Origin of the sequence: Modicisalibacter coralii (assembly GCF_004117855.1) — a bacterium.
GTDB classification, from domain to species: Bacteria; Pseudomonadota; Gammaproteobacteria; order Pseudomonadales; family Halomonadaceae; genus Modicisalibacter; species Modicisalibacter coralii.
On sequence record NZ_QWBW01000007.1, the window covers coordinates 25,956 to 43,726 of the forward strand.

17 protein-coding genes and 1 riboswitch are annotated in these 17,771 nt (G+C 67.4%); of the genes, 6 read left to right on the forward strand and 11 right to left on the reverse strand.

Annotated elements, in window-relative coordinates:
- The first annotated feature begins 21 nt into the window (after nucleotides 1–21).
- From pabB to D0901_RS02205, 4 genes are all read left to right on the forward strand, one after another.
- Nucleotides 22–1,368, forward strand: coding sequence for an aminodeoxychorismate synthase component I (pabB, locus tag D0901_RS02190; RefSeq protein WP_129138655.1), 1,347 nt, complete (start codon nucleotides 22–24; stop codon nucleotides 1,366–1,368).
- A 23-nt stretch (nucleotides 1,369–1,391) separates the two neighbouring features.
- Nucleotides 1,392–2,468 (forward strand): FecCD family ABC transporter permease, encoded by a 1,077-nt coding sequence (locus D0901_RS02195; protein ID WP_129138656.1) that lies wholly within the window; start codon nucleotides 1,392–1,394, stop codon nucleotides 2,466–2,468.
- Nucleotides 2,465–3,253, forward strand: a complete 789-nt coding sequence (locus D0901_RS02200; RefSeq protein WP_129138657.1) for an ABC transporter ATP-binding protein — start codon at nucleotides 2,465–2,467, stop codon at nucleotides 3,251–3,253. Before D0901_RS02195 ends, D0901_RS02200 begins: the two co-directional genes overlap by 4 nt.
- Before the next feature lie 145 nt (nucleotides 3,254–3,398).
- Entirely contained in the window at nucleotides 3,399–4,019 is a 621-nt protein-coding gene (locus D0901_RS02205; protein ID WP_129138658.1) for a phosphoadenosine phosphosulfate reductase domain-containing protein, read from the forward strand.
- Between the two features lie 73 nt (nucleotides 4,020–4,092).
- Here the strand turns inward: D0901_RS02205 and cysB are convergent, their stop codons facing one another.
- Nucleotides 4,093–5,064 carry an HTH-type transcriptional regulator CysB gene (gene cysB / locus D0901_RS02210; protein WP_129138659.1) on the reverse strand — a complete coding sequence of 324 codons (972 nt, stop codon included), beginning with the start codon at nucleotides 5,062–5,064 and terminating at the stop codon, nucleotides 4,093–4,095.
- 254 nt (nucleotides 5,065–5,318) lie between these two features.
- On the opposite strand from cysB, the gene trxA reads away from it, so the two are divergent.
- A complete protein-coding gene (gene trxA, locus D0901_RS02215) occupies nucleotides 5,319–5,642 on the forward strand; it encodes a thioredoxin (protein WP_129138660.1) in 324 nt (107 codons plus the stop codon).
- A gap of 75 nt (nucleotides 5,643–5,717) precedes the next feature.
- Here trxA and D0901_RS02220 read toward each other — a convergent pair whose 3' ends face one another.
- From D0901_RS02220 to D0901_RS02240, 5 genes are all read right to left on the reverse strand, one after another.
- A complete protein-coding gene (locus D0901_RS02220; RefSeq protein WP_129138661.1) occupies nucleotides 5,718–6,767 on the reverse strand; it encodes an AI-2E family transporter in 1,050 nt (349 codons plus the stop codon).
- Nucleotides 6,768–6,899: 132 nt separating this feature from the next.
- Nucleotides 6,900–8,711, reverse strand: coding sequence for an acyl-CoA dehydrogenase C-terminal domain-containing protein (locus D0901_RS02225; RefSeq protein WP_129138662.1), 1,812 nt, complete (start codon nucleotides 8,709–8,711; stop codon nucleotides 6,900–6,902).
- A gap of 122 nt (nucleotides 8,712–8,833) precedes the next feature.
- Entirely contained in the window at nucleotides 8,834–9,595 is a 762-nt protein-coding gene (locus D0901_RS02230) for an SDR family NAD(P)-dependent oxidoreductase (protein ID WP_129138663.1), read from the reverse strand.
- Between the two features lie 16 nt (nucleotides 9,596–9,611).
- Complete coding sequence (locus D0901_RS02235; RefSeq protein WP_129138664.1) at nucleotides 9,612–11,282, reverse strand: AMP-binding protein; 1,671 nt, start codon at nucleotides 11,280–11,282, stop codon at nucleotides 9,612–9,614.
- A gap of 238 nt (nucleotides 11,283–11,520) precedes the next feature.
- Entirely contained in the window at nucleotides 11,521–12,099 is a 579-nt protein-coding gene (locus D0901_RS02240) for a TetR/AcrR family transcriptional regulator (protein WP_129138665.1), read from the reverse strand.
- Nucleotides 12,100–12,230: 131 nt separating this feature from the next.
- Here D0901_RS02240 and D0901_RS02245 point away from each other — a divergent pair, with 131 nt between their 5' ends.
- The gene (locus tag D0901_RS02245) at nucleotides 12,231–13,418 is read left to right on the forward strand and encodes an acetyl-CoA C-acyltransferase (protein ID WP_129138666.1); all 1,188 of its coding nucleotides are present in this window, start codon (nucleotides 12,231–12,233) and stop codon (nucleotides 13,416–13,418) included.
- A 27-nt stretch (nucleotides 13,419–13,445) separates the two neighbouring features.
- Here D0901_RS02245 and D0901_RS02250 read toward each other — a convergent pair whose 3' ends face one another.
- The 5 genes from D0901_RS02250 to pstC all read right to left on the reverse strand — a co-directional run bounded on the left by D0901_RS02250 (nucleotide 13,446) and on the right by pstC (nucleotide 17,765).
- Nucleotides 13,446–13,772 carry a DUF190 domain-containing protein gene (locus D0901_RS02250; RefSeq protein ID WP_129138667.1) on the reverse strand — a complete coding sequence of 109 codons (327 nt, stop codon included), beginning with the start codon at nucleotides 13,770–13,772 and terminating at the stop codon, nucleotides 13,446–13,448.
- On the reverse strand, nucleotides 13,769–14,167 hold the full coding sequence (crcB, locus tag D0901_RS02255) for a fluoride efflux transporter CrcB (protein WP_129138668.1): 399 nt from the start codon (nucleotides 14,165–14,167) through the stop codon (nucleotides 13,769–13,771). The genes D0901_RS02250 and crcB overlap by 4 nt, the downstream gene beginning before the upstream one ends.
- A 95-nt stretch (nucleotides 14,168–14,262) precedes the next feature.
- Nucleotides 14,263–14,349, reverse strand: a riboswitch (Fluoride riboswitch).
- 54 nt (nucleotides 14,350–14,403) lie between these two features.
- The gene (pstB, locus tag D0901_RS02260; protein WP_129138905.1) at nucleotides 14,404–15,246 is read right to left on the reverse strand and encodes a phosphate ABC transporter ATP-binding protein PstB; all 843 of its coding nucleotides are present in this window, start codon (nucleotides 15,244–15,246) and stop codon (nucleotides 14,404–14,406) included.
- Between the two features lie 73 nt (nucleotides 15,247–15,319).
- Nucleotides 15,320–16,486 carry a phosphate ABC transporter permease PstA gene (gene pstA, locus D0901_RS02265; RefSeq protein ID WP_129138669.1) on the reverse strand — a complete coding sequence of 389 codons (1,167 nt, stop codon included), beginning with the start codon at nucleotides 16,484–16,486 and terminating at the stop codon, nucleotides 15,320–15,322.
- A 22-nt stretch (nucleotides 16,487–16,508) separates the two neighbouring features.
- On the reverse strand, nucleotides 16,509–17,765 hold the full coding sequence (pstC, locus tag D0901_RS02270; RefSeq protein ID WP_129138670.1) for a phosphate ABC transporter permease subunit PstC: 1,257 nt from the start codon (nucleotides 17,763–17,765) through the stop codon (nucleotides 16,509–16,511).
- Nucleotides 17,766–17,771 lie beyond the last annotated feature (6 nt).

The window sequence follows — 17,771 nt, forward strand, 5'->3', positions numbered from 1 at the left end:
CGTTCTGTCAGGCCGTTTCGCATGACCACCCGACTCGACATCGTCCCCCTGCCCTATCACGGCGACCCAACGATCCGCTTCGAGGCACTGCGCCGGCGTCCGGGGGCCGTGCTGCTCGACAGCGGCAAGCCCCATGGCCCCGGCGGACGCTACGACATCCTGTCCAGCGACCCTCGGGCACGCTTCGAGGTGGACGCCGAGGGGCGCGTCTACAGCGACAGCGGGCTGGCCCTGCCCGACGCTCCCTTCGCCGCCCAGCAGGCCCTGCTCGACAGCCTGGATATCCAGGCTCCGCCAAGTCACCTGCCCTTTCTCGGCGGCCTGATCGGCTACTGGGGTTACGATCTCAACCGGCGCCTGGCGCCGCTGGCGGGCCGCGCACGCCCCGCCACCACGCTGCCCCACTGCCGGCTGGGGCTCTACGACTGGGCGCTCATCGAGGATCACCAGCGGCACGAGGCCTGGCTGGTGGCCAGCGCGGCGCGGCGCGACGAGGTACTGGCCTGGCTGGCCGAGCCGGCGCCGGCCGAGGACGACTTCGCCCTCACCGGCCCCTTCACCGCCGAACTCGATCGCGCCGACTACGGCCGGCGCTTTCGCCGCGTGCAGGCCTATATCCGCGCCGGCGACTGCTACCAGATCAACCTCACCCAGCGCTTCAGCGCCGCGTACCGGGGCAGCCTCTGGCAGGCCTATCGTCGCCTGCGCCGGGCCACGCCGACGCCCTACGGCGGCTTCCTCGCCTGGGACGACAAGGCCGTGCTCTCGGTCTCGCCGGAGCGTTTCGTCGAGGTCAGCGAGGGCCGCGTCGAGACCCGACCGATCAAGGGCACCCGACCCCGCGGCGACACGCCCGAGGCGGACCGGCGCCACGCCGAGGCGCTGCTGGACAGCCTCAAGGACCGTGCCGAGAACGTGATGATCGTCGATCTGCTGCGCAACGATCTGGGCCGCGTGTGCCGCCCCGGCAGCGTGCGGGTGCCGCAGTTGTGCGGCCTGGAGAGCTATGCCAACGTGCACCATCTGGTCAGCGTGGTGTGCGGCGAACTCGCCGACGGCCATGCGGCGCTCGACCTGCTGGCCGCGGCCTTCCCCGGCGGCTCGATCACCGGCGCGCCCAAGGTCCGGGCGATGCAGATCATCGACGAACTCGAGCCCTGCCAGCGCAGTGTCTATTGCGGCAGCCTGGGCTACGTGGACGTGCGCGGCCACATGGATACCTCGATCGCGATTCGTACCGTCATCGCCGATGCCGGACGCCTGCATGTCTGGGGCGGCGGCGGGCTGGTCGCCGATTCCGACGAGGAAGCCGAGTACCAGGAGTCGCTGACCAAGATCGGTCGACTGAAGGATGCCCTGGCCCGATGAGGACCGCGGAACGGGAATCCCGCATGCCCACTAATCCAGCCGAGGCACCTCGCTGCCGGGATGACAGCATTGCCCGCTACCAGGCGCGGCAGCGGCGACAGTACTGGCTGCTCGGCGGCCTGCTGGCACTGACCCTGGCCAGCCTGCTCGGCGATGTCGCGCTGGGTCCGGGGGGCTATTCGTTGCCCCGGGTCATGGCGGCCCTCGTCTCGCCCGAGAGCGTCTCGTCGACGCTCAGGGCGATCGTCTGGCAGATCCGCCTGCCGGTCGCGCTGATGGCGGTACTCGTGGGCGCCAGCCTGGCGATGGCCGGCGCCCAGATGCAGACCATCCTCAACAACCCGCTGGCCGATCCCTTCACCCTGGGCATCTCGTCGGCGGCGAGCTTCGGCGCCGCGCTGAGCCTGATCCTGGGTATCGGCGTCATGCCACTGGCCGGCCCATGGCTGACCGCCGGCAACGCCTTCCTGCTGGCGATGCTGGCGTCGCTGACGCTGTGGGCCGTCAACCACTGGCGCGGGGTCAGCGTGCAGTCGCTGGTGCTGCTGGGCATCGCCATCATGTTCTTCTTCAATGCGCTGCTCGGCCTGATGCAGTTCGTGGCCTCCGCCGAGGCGCTGCAGCAATTGATGTTCTGGTCGCTGGGCAGCCTCGAGCGCGCCAGCTGGACGACGGTCGCGCTTTCCGCGCTGGTGCTCGCGCTCTGTGGCCTGGGCTTCTGGCGGTCGCGCTGGCGGCTCACCGCCCTGGGCCTGGGCGCGACCCAGGCACGCTCGCTGGGCGTCGATCCGGGGCGTCTGCGGCTGCGCGTGCTGCTGGGCACCTCGCTGCTGGCGGCCACCGCGGTCGCCTTCGTGGGCACCATCGGCTTCGTGGGGCTGGTCGGTCCGCATATCGCCCGGCTGCTGGTGGGCGAGGACCAACGCGTCTTCCTGCCCATGGCGACGCTGTGCGGCGCGCTGATCATGAGCGTGACCTCGCTGCTCGCCAAGACGCTGATCCCCGGCCTGATCGTTCCGCTGGGGATCCTCACCGCCCTGATCGGCCTGCCGTTCTTCGCCGCGCTGGTCCTGCGCAGTCGCCGGGAGCCGTGGGGATGAGTCTGCGTATCGAGTCGCTGCGCTGCCGGCTGGGCGGGCGCGAGGTCCTTCACGACATCGGCCCGCTCGACGCGCGGCCGGGCGAGCTGACCGCCCTGATCGGCCCCAACGGCGCCGGCAAGTCGACCCTGCTGCGCGCCATCGCCGGCCATCAGCGCGCTCACGGGCATTTCATCCTCGACGGCCGTGCCCTCGACGACGAGCCGCTGGAGACCCGCGCACGGCGTCTCTACTATCTGCCCCAGTCGACCGAAACGGGCAGCCGGCTGAGTGTCTTCGAGACGGTCCTGCTCGCCGTGCGCACCCTGGCGCCCGGCGATGGCCCGAGCGCCCTGCGCCGCGTTCGCGACACCCTGGCCCGACTGGAACTCGAGCCGCTCGCCGAACGCCAGCTCACCGCCCTCTCCGGCGGCCAGCGCCAGCGCGTGGCGATCGCCCAGGCGCTGGCCCGCGAGCCGCGCCTGCTGCTGCTCGACGAGCCCACCAGCGCGCTCGATCTGCACCATCAGCTCCAGACCCTCGACTGGCTCGGCGAGCACGCCCGGCAACACGGGACCATCGTCGTGCTCGCCGTCCACGACCTGACGCTGGCGGCCCGCTACGCCTCGCGACTGTGGATGCTCGACGCGGGGCGCGCCGTCGCCCAGGGGCCGCCCGGCGAGGTGCTCACCGTCGAGCGCCTGCGCGAGGTCTACGCCATCGAGGCCGAAGTCACCTGGCCGGCGGAGGGACCACCGCGCGTCACGCCGCTGGCGGCCAGCCACAGGACGCCCTCAAGGCGCTAGCACCATTTCTTCTAACGGCGCGGCGTTCGCTAGCCAATCCGGCCATATAAGAATCGAACCAAACAGTATTGGGGCCGATCCGGCGGGCTCTGATACGGTAGGCGCATTCCCGAGGCACCGCCTCGCCCCCTTCAAGGAGCCTTCCATGGATCTCGACATCGATGCGGTCAATCAGGAGCTGGGCCACGACCCCGAAGGCCTGACCCGCTGGGCCCTGAGCCTGGACAAGCGGGCGATCTGCACCACCAACTTCCGCCCCTTCGAGGCGGTGATCCTGCATCTGGCGACGCGCTTTCAGCCCGACATCCCGGTGGTCTGGATGGACTCCGGCTACAACACCGAGGCCACCTACTGCTTCGCCGACGAGCTCGCCAGACGACTGTCGCTCAATCTGACCATCTACCATCCGCGCCGCTCGCGGGCCCATCGCGAGGCGCTGGACGGGCCGCTGCCGGGCATCGACGACCCGCGTCACGCCGCCTTCACCGAGGAGGTCAAGCTCGAGCCGTTCCAGCGCGCCCTGCGAGAGACCAACCCGCAGGTCTGGCTGACCGCGCTGCGCGCCGAGGACACCGCCCAGCGTGCCCAGATGCAGCCCGTCTCGGTCAACGCCGACGGCCTCATCAAGGTGGCGCCGGTCCTGCACTGGACCGCCAAGGACATGTACCAGTACCTGCAGCGCTTCGACCTGCCCAACAACTTCGACTACTTCGACCCCACCAAGGTCGAGGAAAAGCGCGAGTGCGGCCTGCACCTGCAGCACTGATTCAATGCTACCCCCGTAAACGCAGAGAACCCCGCCGCCAGCGGGGTTCTCTGCGTTCGGGATGGGTTGAGGGTCAGCGCACGGGCAGTTCGATACCGTCGAACAACGTCTGCTCGTGACGCGGCCCGGCGGCCAGTGCGGCATCGACCCGGTCGCGGTCGAGGTGCGGCGCGAAACGCTGAATGAAGTCGTACATGTAGCCACGCATGAAGGTGCCGCGGCGGATACCGATCTTGGTCGTCGAGCTGGCGAACAGGTGCCCGGCATCCAGCGGGACCAGGTCGCCGTCGGTCTGCGGATCGACGGCCATGTGCGCGACGATGCCCACGCCCATGCCCAGCCGCACATAGGTCTTGATCACGTCGGCATCGGCGGCGGTGAGCACCACGTTGGGGCTGAGCCCCTTGGCACGGAAGGCGTCGTCGAGCTGCGAGCGCCCGGTGAAACCGAAGACGTAGGTGACCAGCGGGTACTCGGCGAGGCGCTCGAGGGTCAGCTCGCCGAGCTTGGCCAGCGGATGGTCCTCGGGCACCAGCACGCAACGGTTCCAGCGATAGCACGGCAGCAGCACCAGGTCGTTGAACAGTTCCAGCGACTCGGTGCAGATGGCGAAGTCGGCCTGCCCCTCGCTGACCATCTGGGCGATCTGCTTGGGCGTGCCCTGCTGCATGTGCAGCGCGACATCGGGATACTTGCGGGTGAACTCGCTGATCAGCGGCGGCAGCGCGTAACGCGCCTGGGTGTGGGTGGTGGCGATCGCCAGGCTGCCGCGACGCTCGTCGCTGTGCTCCTGGGCGACCTGCTTGATGTTGTCGACGGTGCGCAGCACCTCGCCGGCCAGGTCGATGATCGACTCCCCGGCCGGGGTGACCCGGGTCAGATGCTTGCCGCTGCGGGCGAAGATCTCCACGCCCAGCTCGTCCTCGAGCAGGCGGATCTGCTTGGAGATGCCCGGCTGCGAGGTGAACAGGCTCTGCGCCGTCGCCGAGACGTTGAGATTGTGCCGGGTGACTTCCCAGATGTAACGTAGCTGTTGCAGCTTCATGCGTGCACGACTCCTGACCCGCGGGCTCCTGGGTGCCGCTTTTTAATTTCTTGAGGAAATAAAAGCTCTTTCAATCGATCACATAATCGAATATAAGAGCATGATAGTCGGGTCGATTCCCACCAGCAAGCGCCGGCCATTTTCATAGCGCGGCCCTATCGCGGCGCTTGGCAATGGCCATTTGCCAGCGATAGCGTCCAGGGCTACCATCGACCGACTACGCTAGAGTCAGCGCAAGCAATCTGGAGATTCACATGGCTAACAACGTCGATGTCACCACCGCCAACTTCGAGCAGGAAGTCCTCAAGGCCGAGCAGCCGGTCCTGCTGAAGTTCTGGGCGCCCTGGTGCGGCCCCTGCAAGATGATGGCGCCGGTGGTCGAGGAAGTCGCCGACGAGAAGGCCGGTAACCTCAAGGTCGTCAGCGTCAACGTCGATGATGCTCCGGACATTGCCGCCGAGCACGGCGTACGCGGCGTACCCACCGTGATGCTGTTCAAGTCCGGCGCCAAGGTCGCCTCGCTGGTCGGTGCCCAGTCGAAGTCACAGCTGATCCAGTTCATCGATCAGAACGCCTGATCGCCGACGATCACCCGCGTCTCGCAACGCCGCCCCTTCGCCGAGGGGGCGGCGTTGTCGTGTTCGCGGCCAGCCTCAATATTCGCCTCGTCCGCCCAGCATCCGCGCCAGCCAGCGTGTTTCCGGGTGGCTGTTGAGGGCGATCTTCAGCGTCATGGTCAGCGGTACCGCGAGCAGCATCCCCACCGGCCCCAGGATCCACCCCCACACCACCAGCGAGAGGAAGGCCACCAGGGTCGACAGCCCCAGGGTGTGGCCCATCACCCGCGGCTCGATGAGATTGCCGATCACGAAATTGACCAGCAGGTAGGCCAGCGCCAGCACACTCGCCTTCGCCAGACCGCCGTCGGGCATCACCAGGGTCAGCAGCACGGCGGGAACGGCGGCCAGCGCCGAGCCGATGTTGGGGATGTAGTTGAGACTGAAGGCCAGCGTCCCCCACAGTAGCGGGAACTGCACCCCCAGCAGTAGACAGGCGAGATAGATCAACGCCCCGGTGATCAGGCTGATCACTGTCTTGATCGCCAGATAGCGCTTGAGATTGTGGCTGAATTCCTTGAAACGCCGCAGGCTCGGCGCCGGATTGTCCAGCGACTGGGCGACCTTCTCGCGAAAGTCCAGGGTCTCGAAGAGCATGAAGATCACCAGCAGCATGATCAGCACGCTCTGCGACAGCAGATTGCCGATCCCCCCCAGGAACGTCGGCACCATCTGCGTGGCGGTGGTGGGATCCAGCCATTCCGACATGCGCCGGGGCTGAACGTGGACGCCCATGTTGCTGAGCCAGTTGAGCAGCGATAGGTAATGCTTGCGCAACTCGTCCTCGAGCTGCGGCAACGCTTCCATGAAGGTCGCGAAACTGCTGGCCAGCAGGGTGCCGAGCAGGGTGAGAAAGAGCCCGAGGATCACCAGCGTCAACAGCACCGAGAGTCGCCGGCTGACACCCAGGCGATACAGCCAGTGCACCGGAGCCGTGCAGATCACGGCGATGAACAGCGACAACAGCAACGGCACCAGCAGGTCGGCACCCAGCTTCATCCCGCCGATGATGACCACCAGCGCCGCCAGCGTCAGGGTCAGGTTGAGGGGGATGTCGCGCTTCTTACGGTCGACGTCGTGGTCCATGCCGGCCATCCTGGCAATTGCGTTGCCCCCATGATGGCGGCATCGCCGCCGGACGACAATCGTCCGCGACGCGAAAGCCCCACGCCAGTGTCAACCGACGTGGGGTCGAGAATTCCAGCAATACCGTACCTATCAGATGGCGAAGCCCCGGGCGAAGTCATCCTCGTCCAGCGCCATCAGCGATTCGCCACCGGCGCGGATCATCGCCGCATGCGCGCGGGTCCGCGGCAGCAGCCGCTGATAGTAGAAGTCGGCGGTGGCGCGCTTGGCGCGATAGAAGGCCGCGTCATCGGTGCCCTCCGCCAGCGCCCGTTCGGCGCTCGCCACGGCGCGGGCCCACAGATACGCCAGGGTGACGTAGCCGGAATAGAGCAGATAATCGACGCTCGCCGCGCCCACTTCCTCGCGGTCGCCCATCGCCTTCATGCCCACCGCCAGGGTCAGCTCGCCCCATTCGGCATTGAGGGTCGCCAGCGGCTCGACGAAGGGCTTGAGTGCCTCATCGTCGGCGTGCGCCTGGCAGAACTTGTGGATCTCCTTGGTGAAGATCTTGAGCGTCTCGCCCTGGCTCATCAGCACCTTGCGGCCCAGCAGGTCGAGCGCCTGAATGCCGGTGGTGCCCTCGTAGAGCCGGGTGATGCGGGCATCGCGGACGAACTGCTCCATGCCCCACTCCTGAATGAAGCCGTGACCGCCGAAGACCTGCAGGCCCTCGTTGGTGGCCTCGAATCCCAGCTCGGTGAGAAAGGCCTTGACGATCGGCGTCAGCAGGCCCAGCAGCGTCTCGGCGCGCTCACGTTCGGCGGCGTCAGTGGCATGACCGGCGAGATCGACCAGTTGCCCGGTGTACATCACCAGCATGCGCCCGCCCTCGGCCAGCGCCTTCTGGGTGAGCAGCATGCGCCGCACGTCGGGATGCACGATGATCGGATCCGCCGGCTTGTCGGCGGCCTTGGCCCCCGACAGGGCGCGCATCTGCAAGCGATCGCGGGCATAGGCCAGCGAGTTCTGGTAACTCGCCTCCATCAGGCCCAGGCCCTGGATGCCCACGCCGATACGCGCCTCGTTCATCATGGTGAACATGCACGCCAGCCCCTTGTGCGGCGGCCCCACCAGATAGCCCAGGGCGCCGTCGAAGTTCATCACGCAGGTGGCGTTGCCGTGGATGCCCATCTTGTGCTCGAGCGAGCCGCAGGTCACACCGTTGCGCTCGTCCGGGTTGCCGTCGGCATCGGGCAGGTACTTGGGCACCACGAACAGCGAGATGCCCCGCGAGCCTTCCGGGGCATCGGGCAGCTTGGCCAGCACCAGATGCACGATGTTTTCCGCCAGGTCGTGTTCCCCGGCGGAAATGAAGATCTTGGTCCCGGTGATGCGATAGCCCTCGTCGCCCTCGGGCACGGCGCGGGTCTTGATCAGCCCCAGGTCGGTGCCACAGTGCGGCTCGGTCAGGCACATGGTGCCCGTCCACACGCCTTCGACCAGCTTGCTCAGGTAGGCGGCCTTCTGCGCCTCGCTGCCGTGATGGCGCAGCGCATCCGCCGCGCCGTGGGACAACCCCGGATACATGCCCCAGGCCAGGTTGCTGGCACAGATCATCTCCGACAGGGCCAGGGCCAGCGAGGCCGGCAGCCCCTGACCGCCATGCTCGACCTCGGCGGAAAGCCCCGGCCAGCCCCCCTCGACGTACTGGGCGTAGGCTTCCTTGAAGCCCTGAGGTGTCTTGACCTCACCGCCTTCCAGCAGACACCCCTCGCGGTCACCGCTCTGATTCAGCGGCAACAGCACCTCACGGGTGAACCGCCCGCCCTCCTCGAGGATCGCCTCGACGATGTCCGGCGTGGCCTCTTCGCCGTTCGGCAGACGCGCGTAATGGCCGGGGTAGTCGAGCATCTCGTTCATGACGAAGCGCAGATCGCGCAGCGGGGCCTGATAGTCGGGCATGGGGATCTCCTCGAATGGGGCGCAACGCGGTCCGGGCCGCGTTCAAACACGTGTTTGAAATTAGCCCCGCCCGGCATGACGAGTCAAGCGTTCGTTTAAATTTAGCGCTTCCCGCTTCCCGCTCACTGCATGCGAATGCCCCCGTCGAGGCGAATGGTCTCGCCGTTGAGCATCACGTTGGCGACGATCTGCTCGGCCAGCGCCGCGTACTCCTCGCCGCGCCCCAGCCGCTTGGGAAACGGCACCGCCGCCGACAGCGAAGCCACCGCGTCGTCGGGTATGCCCGCCATCATCGGCGTCTCGAAGACGCCCGGGGCGATGGTCATCACCCGAATGCCGTAGCGCGACAGTTCGCGGGCCAGCGGCAGGGTCATCCCCGCCACCCCGGCCTTGGAGGCGCTGTAGGCGGCCTGGCCGACCTGACCGTCGAAGGCGGCGATCGAGGCGGTGTCGATCAGCACGCCGCGTTCGCCATCCTCGCCCTGGGGCGCATTGTCGGCCATCGCCGCCGCCGCCAGGCGCAGCACGTTGAAGGTGCCCACCAGATTGATCTCGACGGTCTTGGCGAAGGCGTCGAGATCGGCCGGCCGGCCCTCGCGGTCGAGCAGCTTGGCGACACTGACCACCCCGGCGCAATGCACCACCCCGTGCAGCCCGCCCAGCGCCACGGCGCGATCGACGGCGGCCTGCATGTCGTCGGCACGACACACGTCGCCGCGCACGGCGACTGCACGTTCGCCCCACTCCCGGGCACGTGCCTCGACGTGCTCGCTGCGATCGCAGAGCACCACGCGGGCGCCGCCGGCCAGCAGGCGCTCCGCGGTGGCCGCGCCCAATCCCGAGGCGGCCCCGGTGATCAGAAAGTTGTTGTCCTTGACTTGCATCGAGAAACCTCCCGGGTCAGAGAGCGGTCCTGGCCGCCTGATCGGCGGCATCCGCGCGCAACTTGAAACGCTGGATCTTGCCGCTGGGCGTCTTGGGCAGGGCATCGACGAACTCGATCATCCGCGGGAACGCGTGAGCGGAGAGCCGCTCCCGGACATGACGACGAAGCTCCTCGGCCAGTTCGTCACTGGCCTCGATGCCCTCGCGCAACACCACGTAAGACTTGATGATCTCGCCGCGGATCGCGTCGGGCTGGCCCACGGCGGCGGATTCGGCCACGGCGGGGTGGCTGAGCACGCAGTTTTCCACGTCGGTGGGCCCCACCCGGTAACCGGCGGTGGTGATGATGTCATCGCCACGTCCCGCGAACTGGAAGACGCCCGCCTCGTCGTACATCACCACGTCGCCGGTCAAGTAGTAACCATCGACGAAGGGGTGCTTCTCCTGCCAGGTGTAGCCGGCGAAGAAGTGTGCCGGCGAATTGGCGATATCCACCGCCAGCACCCCGGGCTCACCCGGGGGCAACTCGCGGTGTTCGGCGTCGAGGACCGCCAGCCGATAGCCGGGCAACGGCACCCCCATGCCGCCGACGTGGCGGGGATGCGCCAGGGCATGATGGTTGCAGCAGGTCATGCCGGTCTCGGTCTGGCCATAGTGATCCATCACCGGACACCCCAGGGCCTTCTCCACCCAGTTCACCACCTCACTGTTCAGCGGCTCGCCGGCCGAACTGGCCCGCCGCAGTTCGAGACACTCGCGGGCCTCGTCGAACAACCCGGAGGCTTTCATCAGTCGGTAGGCGGTGGGCGCGGCGGCGAAGTTGGTGATGCGGTGGCGCTTCAAGAACGCCAAGGCGCCTTCGGCACTGAACCCCGTCTCGCAGAAATGCGTGGCCACGCCCAGCAACAACGGGCCGGTAATCGCATAGTAGAGACCGTAGGCCCAGCCCGGATCGGCCATGTTCCAGAACCGGTCATGGGCCTCCAGGCCCACGGCCAGTTCCATGTAAAGGGCGAAGGCCGGCAGCGCCGCGAGCGGCACGGCCACGCCCTTGGGCTTGCCCACGGTGCCGGAGGTGAACATCTGTAGAAAGGGGGCATCCAGGGACTGCCGGGGCGCCGGCGTCTCGATGGGCGGGTGAGCTTGCGCGGCGTCCCAGTCCAGGTCGTCGCCGTGATCGCCGAGGGGGCCGCCGACGGTGAGGACCGGCAGACTGTGCGTCAGGCCATCGAACTTGCTGCGGTTGGCATGATCGGTGATCACGAGCCGGGTGTCGGCACGGCCCAGACGATAATCCACCGAGTCCGGGCCGAAGGCGGTGAACAGCGGCTGATAGACCGCGCCGATGCGCCAGGTGGCGAGCACCGCAATCAGCAGTTGCGGCGAGCGCGGCAACATGCAGGCGATGCGATCGCCCTCGCCCAGGCCACGGCTTGCGAGCCAGCCGGCCAGCCGTTCGCTGGCGGCGGCCAGCTCAGCGTAGCTCAGCGACGTGACCCGCATCTCGGTATCCTCGTGGACCAGCGCCGTCGCCCCACCGCGCCCCTGGCGCAGGTGGCGCCCACAACAGGCCTCGAAGGCGTTGAGCCTGCCGTCGCGATGATCGTCGATCCGCTCCATGACGGCGTCCATGGAGAAGGCCTCGGATCGGCCCGGCCCTTCATCCGGCTTCGTGGATGTATGCATGGCGTGCCCTCCTGACTGACGCCCCGTTCGGGCTCGTTGTGTTTGTTGTGCTCATCGGGAAGAGCCGACTTTCCACCGGCCTGATTACCGCCTGGCGAACCGGCTCGCTCTTCTTCAGTTGACGTAAACGTCAACCTCATGAATCCTGACCTGAAGCTAGAAGCTTCCCGGCGGCGGAGCAAGGCATGCCGTCAGGGAAATGGCTAGACCATGGTCGAGTCCAGGCCGGGTCGGCTCGTCAGGGTCGGGACGAGGTGATCATCGCCACCAGTTCGCGCGCCAGCGTCTCGGGGGAACGACTGCCGTCGGGGTCGTACCAGCGCACCGTCCAGTTGAGCGCGCCCAGCGCGAAACGCCGGACCAGGAACGGATCGCCATGAATCAGCCCGGCGGCCAGTGCCTCGTCGATGACCTGCTGCCAGAGTCCTTCGTAGGCATCGCGCAGATGGCCGAGCGCCTCGTGGGAGGCGTCGTCGAGCCGCCGCCACTCGTAGAGCGCAACCACGTGGGCGTTGCGATCGCTGAGCAGGGTCTGCAGATGGGCACGCGCCATGGCGTCGAGGCGCGCCCGCGGGTCGGGCCCGGCTTCGGCGAGTGCCTTGCGGGCAAGGCTCAGGGCATTGTGCGTGCCCTCCTCGATGACGGCGTGCAGGATCGCCTGCTTGTCACGGAAGTGATGGAACAGGCTGCCGGACTTGATGCCCATCGCCTGGGCCAGCATGCGCACCGTGGTACGGTCGAAGCCCTCTTCGACGAACAGACGAGCGGCGAGGCGCACCAGCTCCTTGCGGCGTGGCGAGGCATTCTCTAGAGTCATTTTTACACTAGCGCTTGCTTGGTTTTTACCGAGCAAACCACAGGCCCCGGGTGCGGTCAACGCGCCCGTCGGCCGGCTCCCGGACCATCGTCACACGATGCCCCGAGCCGGCCTTTCGCCGGGAGCGAACCATGACCAATGCCAACGATATCGTCATTCTCTCTGCCGCCAGAACGCCGATGGGGGGTCTGCTGGGCAGCCTGTCGAGTCTCACTGCCCCGCAACTCGGCGCCGTGGCCATCCGCGCCGCCATCGAGCGCGCCGCCATCGATCCCGACTGGATCGACGAGGGCATCCTGGGTTGCGTGCTGCCCGCCGGCGTCAAGCAGGGCCCCGCCCGACAGGCGATGCGCCAGGCCGGCATTGCCGACGCCATCGGCGCGACCACGGTCAACAAGCTGTGCGGCTCGGGCATGAAAGCCACCATGCTGGCCCACGACGCGATCCGCGCGGGCAGCGGCGCGCTACTGCTCGCCGGCGGCATGGAGTCAATGTCCAACGCCCCCCATGTGCTGACCAAGGCCCGCAGCGGCTATCGGCTCGGCCACGGCGAGCTCAAGGATCACATGTTCCTGGACGGTCTCGAGGACGCCGAGACCGGGCAGTTGATGGGCGCCTTCGCCCAGCAGGTCGCCGACGCCCGCGGCTATTCCCGCGAGCGCATGGACGACTTCGCCATCGCCTCGCTGGAACGAGCCATGGCCGCCCACGAGCATGGCGAGCTCGTCGACGAGCTGGCCCCCGTGACGGTGACCACCCGTCAGGGCGAGCACGTCGTCGAGCACGATGAGCAACCCTTCACCGCCAGGCTCGACCGGGTTCGCTCGCTGCGTCCGGCCTTCTCGGCCGACGGCACCATCACCGCCGCCAACGCCAGCTCGATCTCCGACGGCGCCTCGGCGCTGCTGCTGGCCAGCGCGGACGCCGCCGAACGCCGCGGGCTGAAACCGCTGGCGCGTATCGTCGGCCACGCCACCCACGCTCGCCACCCCAGCGAATTCACCATCGCCCCGGTGGGCGCCATCGGCAAGCTCCTCGAGCGGCTCGACTGGCGGGCCGAGGACGTCGACCTCTACGAGATCAACGAGGCCTTCGCGGTGGTCACGCTGATCGCCATGGACGATCTGGGCCTGCCCCACGAGCGGGTCAACGTGTTCGGCGGCGCCTGCGCCCAGGGCCACCCGATCGGCTCCACCGGCTCGCGGATCATCGCCACCCTGATCAATGCGCTGCGCCGACGCGGCGGGCGGCGCGGTATCGCCAGCCTGTGCATCGGCGGCGGCGAAGCGACGGCCGTGGCCGTGGAATTGGTCGACTAGACTCGATAGATGCCGCCGGGCGACCGCTCAGTCGCCCAGGTGGCCGTACTCCACCGGGCGGCGCAGGCAGAAGACATCGATGCCCGCCGTGTCCACCGCCTCGATCAGCCGCTCGGCCAGCGTCGGCTCGAGCACGAACATCACCTCGGACGGCCGATCGGCCAGTTCGAAGAAATGCGCGGCGTGGACATGGCCGTTCTCGCCGGCGCTCATCACGTCGGCACGCCGCGTGTAGCGCGTGATGCCCAGCGTCCGGGCAGCCTCCACCACCGCGTCGAGTACCGGCTCGCCATCATGCCGACGCGACTCCGGCGCCATGAAGAGGAGTTCGTAACCGCTGTCGAGTGAAGTCATTTGATGGCTCCTGCCAGGGTTTTCACGACACCGAACGTCGCCATGCCCAGGGCCGTCATGCCCAGGGAGCCGGCGACGTGCAGCGCGATACCGCCGAGGGCCATGCCCCACTTGCCCGACTGCAGGGTGGTGAGCATCTCGGCGGAGAAGGTCGAGAAGGTGGTCAGGGCACCGAGAAAGCCGGTGACGACGAACAGCCGCCATTCCGGGGAAAGCTGCGGCAACTGCGCGAACAGCGCGATCGCCACGCCGATCAACCAGGCGCCCAGCCAGTTGGCGGCCAGCGTACCGGGGGGCAGCGAGGGAAACAGCGCGTTGAGCCACAGGCCCAGCAACCAGCGCAGATTGGCGCCGATCGCCGCGCCCGCGCCGATGGCCACTACCGATGTCCACATGAAGCGATCCTTCCTGTTGCCTGACGAAAACGTGCAACACGAAGCGAACGAGGCGGCGGGAGACACGACGACACCTGCTACGCACGCACCTCGGGCGCTTCGCAGGCATCATCAATCGCGTGAGCGATGGTTCGGCGTCGCGCGGGGGCGACGCCCGGAGGTATGCCATCTCCGAGTCGTCACTAGATGTAGCATGGCCGCCGGCCGGCTTCAAGCCGCCGCCATGCCGTAGACGATCAGCCGTAGCGGCCGGTGATGTAGTCCTCGGCCTTCTTGGTGTGCGGGTTGGAGAACATCATCCGCGTGTCGTTGTACTCGATCAGCTCACCGAGGTGGAAGAACGCCGTGTAATCCGCCACGCGGGCGGCCTGCTGCATGTTGTGGGTGACCGTGACGATGGTGAACTGCTGCTTGAGCTTGTCCATCAGGTCCTCGATGGTCGCCGTCGAGATCGGGTCGAGCGCCGAGGTCGGCTCGTCCATCAGGATCACGTCGGGCTGCACGGCGATGGCCCGGGCGATGCACAGCCGCTGCTGCTGGCCCCCCGACAGCGAGGTGCCCGGCTGATGCAGCTTGTCCTTGACCTCGTTCCACAGCCCGGCATCGCGCAGCGCCCGCTCGACCAGCTCGTCCTGCTCGCTCTTGCGACCCACCAGATCGTGCATGCGCGGCGCATAGGCGATGTTCTCGTAGATCGACTTGGGGAACGGATTGGGCTTCTGGAAGACCATGCCCACCCGGCGGCGCAGCGCCACCTCGTCCATCTTCGCCTCGTTGACGTCGCGGCCGTCCATCTCCACCAGCCCTTCGATGCGTACACTCTTGATCAGGTCGTTCATGCGGTTGAGGCAGCGCAGGAAGGTCGACTTGCCGCAGCCCGAGGGGCCGATCAGCGCGGTGACGTTCTTCTGGTAGACATCGATGTTGATGTTCTTGAGCGCCTGGTGCTCGCCGTACCAGAGGTTGAGATCGCGCACGCGAATGCTCAGCTCGTGGTTGGCTTCCTCGTTGCGGTTGACCGGCTCGCCCGGCTGCCCCGTCTGCGGCGCGTGAGGTCGGGTGGGATCGCCCGTTGGCATGTCGTGGGTCTGCCCCTTGGTCCGGAGAATCTGTTCGTTGAGCATGAATCGTGTCCTCGACAGTGTCGCCGACTTACCAGCGACGTTCGAATTTCTTGCGCAGCAACACGGCGGTGGCGTTGAGCGTGATCAGCACGGCCAGCAGGACCAGAATGCCGCCGGCGGTCTTCTCGACGAACGCCGGACTCGGGTCGCCCGCCCAGGTGAAGACCTGCGCCGGCATCACCGTGGCGGCGTTGGCGAAAGAGGCCGAGACGTCGGGGATGAAGGCCACCATGCCGACGATGATCAGCGGCGCGGTCTCGCCCATCGCCTGGGCCATGCCGATGATCGAGCCGGTCAGGATGCCCGGCAGCGAAAGCGGCAGGACATGATCGCGCACCACCTGCCAGCGCGAGCAGCCCACGCCGAAGGCGGCCTGGCGGATACCGTCCGGCACGCTGCGCAGCGCCGTGCGGGTGGCGATGATGATCACCGGCAACGTCATCAGCGCCAGGGTCAGCCCGCCCACCAGCGGCGAGGAGCGCGGCACGCCGAAGAAGTTGATGTAGATCGCCAGCCCCAGCAGACCGAAGAGGATCGACGGCACCGCGGCGAGGTTGTTGATGTTGATCTCGATGATCTGGGTGAGATGGTTGTCGGGCGCGAACTCCTCGAGATAGACCGCGGTCATCACCCCGATCGGGAAACACACCGCCATGGTCACGATCAAGGTCATCACCGTGCCCATCGCCGCCGCGGCGATGCCCGCCATCTCGGGCATGCGCGAGTCGCCGGTGGTGAAGAAGGTGGTGTTGAAGCGCAGCTCGGCACGCCCCTGTTCGGCCAGGCGGTCGACGATGCGGCGCTGCTTGGCGCTGAGCTTCGAGTCGTGCCCCTTGAGGTACTGATCGACGGCGCTGTCGGCGATCACCCACTCCATGCGCTGGGTGCCGAGCAGGTCGGGATCGTCCTCCATGCGCGAGGGGATCAGGCGCAGATAGCCGCGGCTGACCAGCGAGCGAACGTCGTCGCCCACCGCCGCGGGCGGGATCTCGCGGGCCTGCTCGCTGTAGGTCACCTCGACCTGGATCTGGGCCTGCTGGAAGGCCGGCAGGCCCTTGGCCAGCATGTCGCCGATGAACACCACCAGGAAGGTCGCGGCGAGGATCAGCGCGCCCATCGACATCCGCTTGAGGTTGGCCGAGCGGCGATGGCGCCGCTTGAGCTGGGCGGTGATGGCGTCGAAGGATTGGCTCATGAGCGTAACGAACCTCGTCGTGTCACAGGTTGTTGGAGCGGTACTTTTCGCGGAAACGGCGAATCATCAGTACCGACACCATGTTGAGGACCAGGGTGACCACGAACAGCACCAGACCCAGGGCGAAGGCGGAGAGCGTCTCGGCACTCTCGAACTCCTGGTCGCCGGTCAGGGCGGCGACGATGCGCACCGTCACCGTGGTCATGTCCTCGAGTGGGTTGGCGGTCAGGTTGGGCCGCATGCCGGCAGCCATCACCACGATCATGGTCTCGCCCAGCGCCCGGGAGACCGCCAGCAGCGACGCCGAGATGATCCCCGGCAGCGACGCCGGCAGCACCACGCTCCTGATGGTCTCGCCCTTGGTCATGCCCAGCGCCAGCGAGCCCTCGCGCATGCTGTCGGGCACCGCATTGATCACGTCATCGGAAAGCGACGAGATGAAGGGAATGATCATGATCCCCATCACCACGCCCGGCGCCAGGGCGTTGTTGTAGGAGGCGTCAAGGCCGAAGAAACCGGCGATGTCGACGATGATCGGCGCCACGGTGATCGCCGCGAAGAAGCCATAGACCACGGTGGGAATGCCCGCCAGCACCTCCAGCACCGGCTTGGCCAGGGTACGCACCCGCGGCGGCGCGAATTCGGCCATGTAGATCGCCGCCAGCAGGCCGACCGGAATCGCCACCAGCATGGCGATCAGGGAAATGATGAAGGTGCCGGCGAACAACGGTACCGACCCGAACTGGGCGCCGCCGGCGGACTCGCCACCGCGTCCGGCCGCGGCGAGGAAACTGTCGCCCGGCGACCAGGTGGTGCCGGTCAGGAAATCCCACAGGCCCTGCATCTGGAAGAAACGTATCGCCTCGGAAACGATCGACAGCAGGATGCCGAAGGTGGTGACGATCGATACCAGGGCCGCACCCGCCAGCGCCAGGCGGATCACCCGCTCGATGGCCTGACGTGCGTGGAAGTCGGGACGCACCTGCCTGACCCCCACGAACAGCCCGATGGCGGCGATCACCAGGCTCGCGGCGAGCAGGTAGGGAGTGGGAATCTCGGCACCCAGCAGCAGCATGACGAAAGCGCCGACGGCGCCCACCGCAATGGCCGGGCCGGCGGTGGCCAGCACCGAGAACCAGGCATACTGATCGGGCTGGGCGTACATCGCCACCCCGGCCTGGCGCGTCCGGGAGGCCTTGGCGCGTGCCACGATGAAGGCGATCAGCCCGAGCACCGCCAAGGCCACACAGAATGTCAGAAACGTCAGATTGGACAGCATAATCGG

Excerpts from the sequence above, each read along its gene's own strand:
- pabB (WP_129138655.1), top strand. The coding sequence starts at position 22 with ATGACCACCCGACTCGACATCGTCCCCCTGCCCTATCACGGCGACCCA.
- D0901_RS02195 (WP_129138656.1), top strand. The coding sequence starts at position 1,392 with ATGCCCACTAATCCAGCCGAGGCACCTCGCTGCCGGGATGACAGCATT.
- D0901_RS02200 (WP_129138657.1), top strand. The coding sequence starts at position 2,465 with ATGAGTCTGCGTATCGAGTCGCTGCGCTGCCGGCTGGGCGGGCGCGAG.
- D0901_RS02205 (WP_129138658.1), top strand. The coding sequence starts at position 3,399 with ATGGATCTCGACATCGATGCGGTCAATCAGGAGCTGGGCCACGACCCC.
- cysB (WP_129138659.1), bottom strand. The coding sequence starts at position 5,064 with ATGAAGCTGCAACAGCTACGTTACATCTGGGAAGTCACCCGGCACAAT.
- trxA (WP_129138660.1), top strand. The coding sequence starts at position 5,319 with ATGGCTAACAACGTCGATGTCACCACCGCCAACTTCGAGCAGGAAGTC.
- D0901_RS02220 (WP_129138661.1), bottom strand. The coding sequence starts at position 6,767 with ATGGACCACGACGTCGACCGTAAGAAGCGCGACATCCCCCTCAACCTG.
- D0901_RS02225 (WP_129138662.1), bottom strand. The coding sequence starts at position 8,711 with ATGCCCGACTATCAGGCCCCGCTGCGCGATCTGCGCTTCGTCATGAAC.
- D0901_RS02230 (WP_129138663.1), bottom strand. The coding sequence starts at position 9,595 with ATGCAAGTCAAGGACAACAACTTTCTGATCACCGGGGCCGCCTCGGGA.
- D0901_RS02235 (WP_129138664.1), bottom strand. The coding sequence starts at position 11,282 with ATGCATACATCCACGAAGCCGGATGAAGGGCCGGGCCGATCCGAGGCC.
- D0901_RS02240 (WP_129138665.1), bottom strand. The coding sequence starts at position 12,099 with ATGACTCTAGAGAATGCCTCGCCACGCCGCAAGGAGCTGGTGCGCCTC.
- D0901_RS02245 (WP_129138666.1), top strand. The coding sequence starts at position 12,231 with ATGACCAATGCCAACGATATCGTCATTCTCTCTGCCGCCAGAACGCCG.
- D0901_RS02250 (WP_129138667.1), bottom strand. The coding sequence starts at position 13,772 with ATGACTTCACTCGACAGCGGTTACGAACTCCTCTTCATGGCGCCGGAG.
- crcB (WP_129138668.1), bottom strand. The coding sequence starts at position 14,167 with ATGTGGACATCGGTAGTGGCCATCGGCGCGGGCGCGGCGATCGGCGCC.
- pstB (WP_129138905.1), bottom strand. The coding sequence starts at position 15,246 with ATGCCAACGGGCGATCCCACCCGACCTCACGCGCCGCAGACGGGGCAG.
- pstA (WP_129138669.1), bottom strand. The coding sequence starts at position 16,486 with ATGAGCCAATCCTTCGACGCCATCACCGCCCAGCTCAAGCGGCGCCAT.
- pstC (WP_129138670.1), bottom strand. The coding sequence starts at position 17,765 with ATGCTGTCCAATCTGACGTTTCTGACATTCTGTGTGGCCTTGGCGGTG.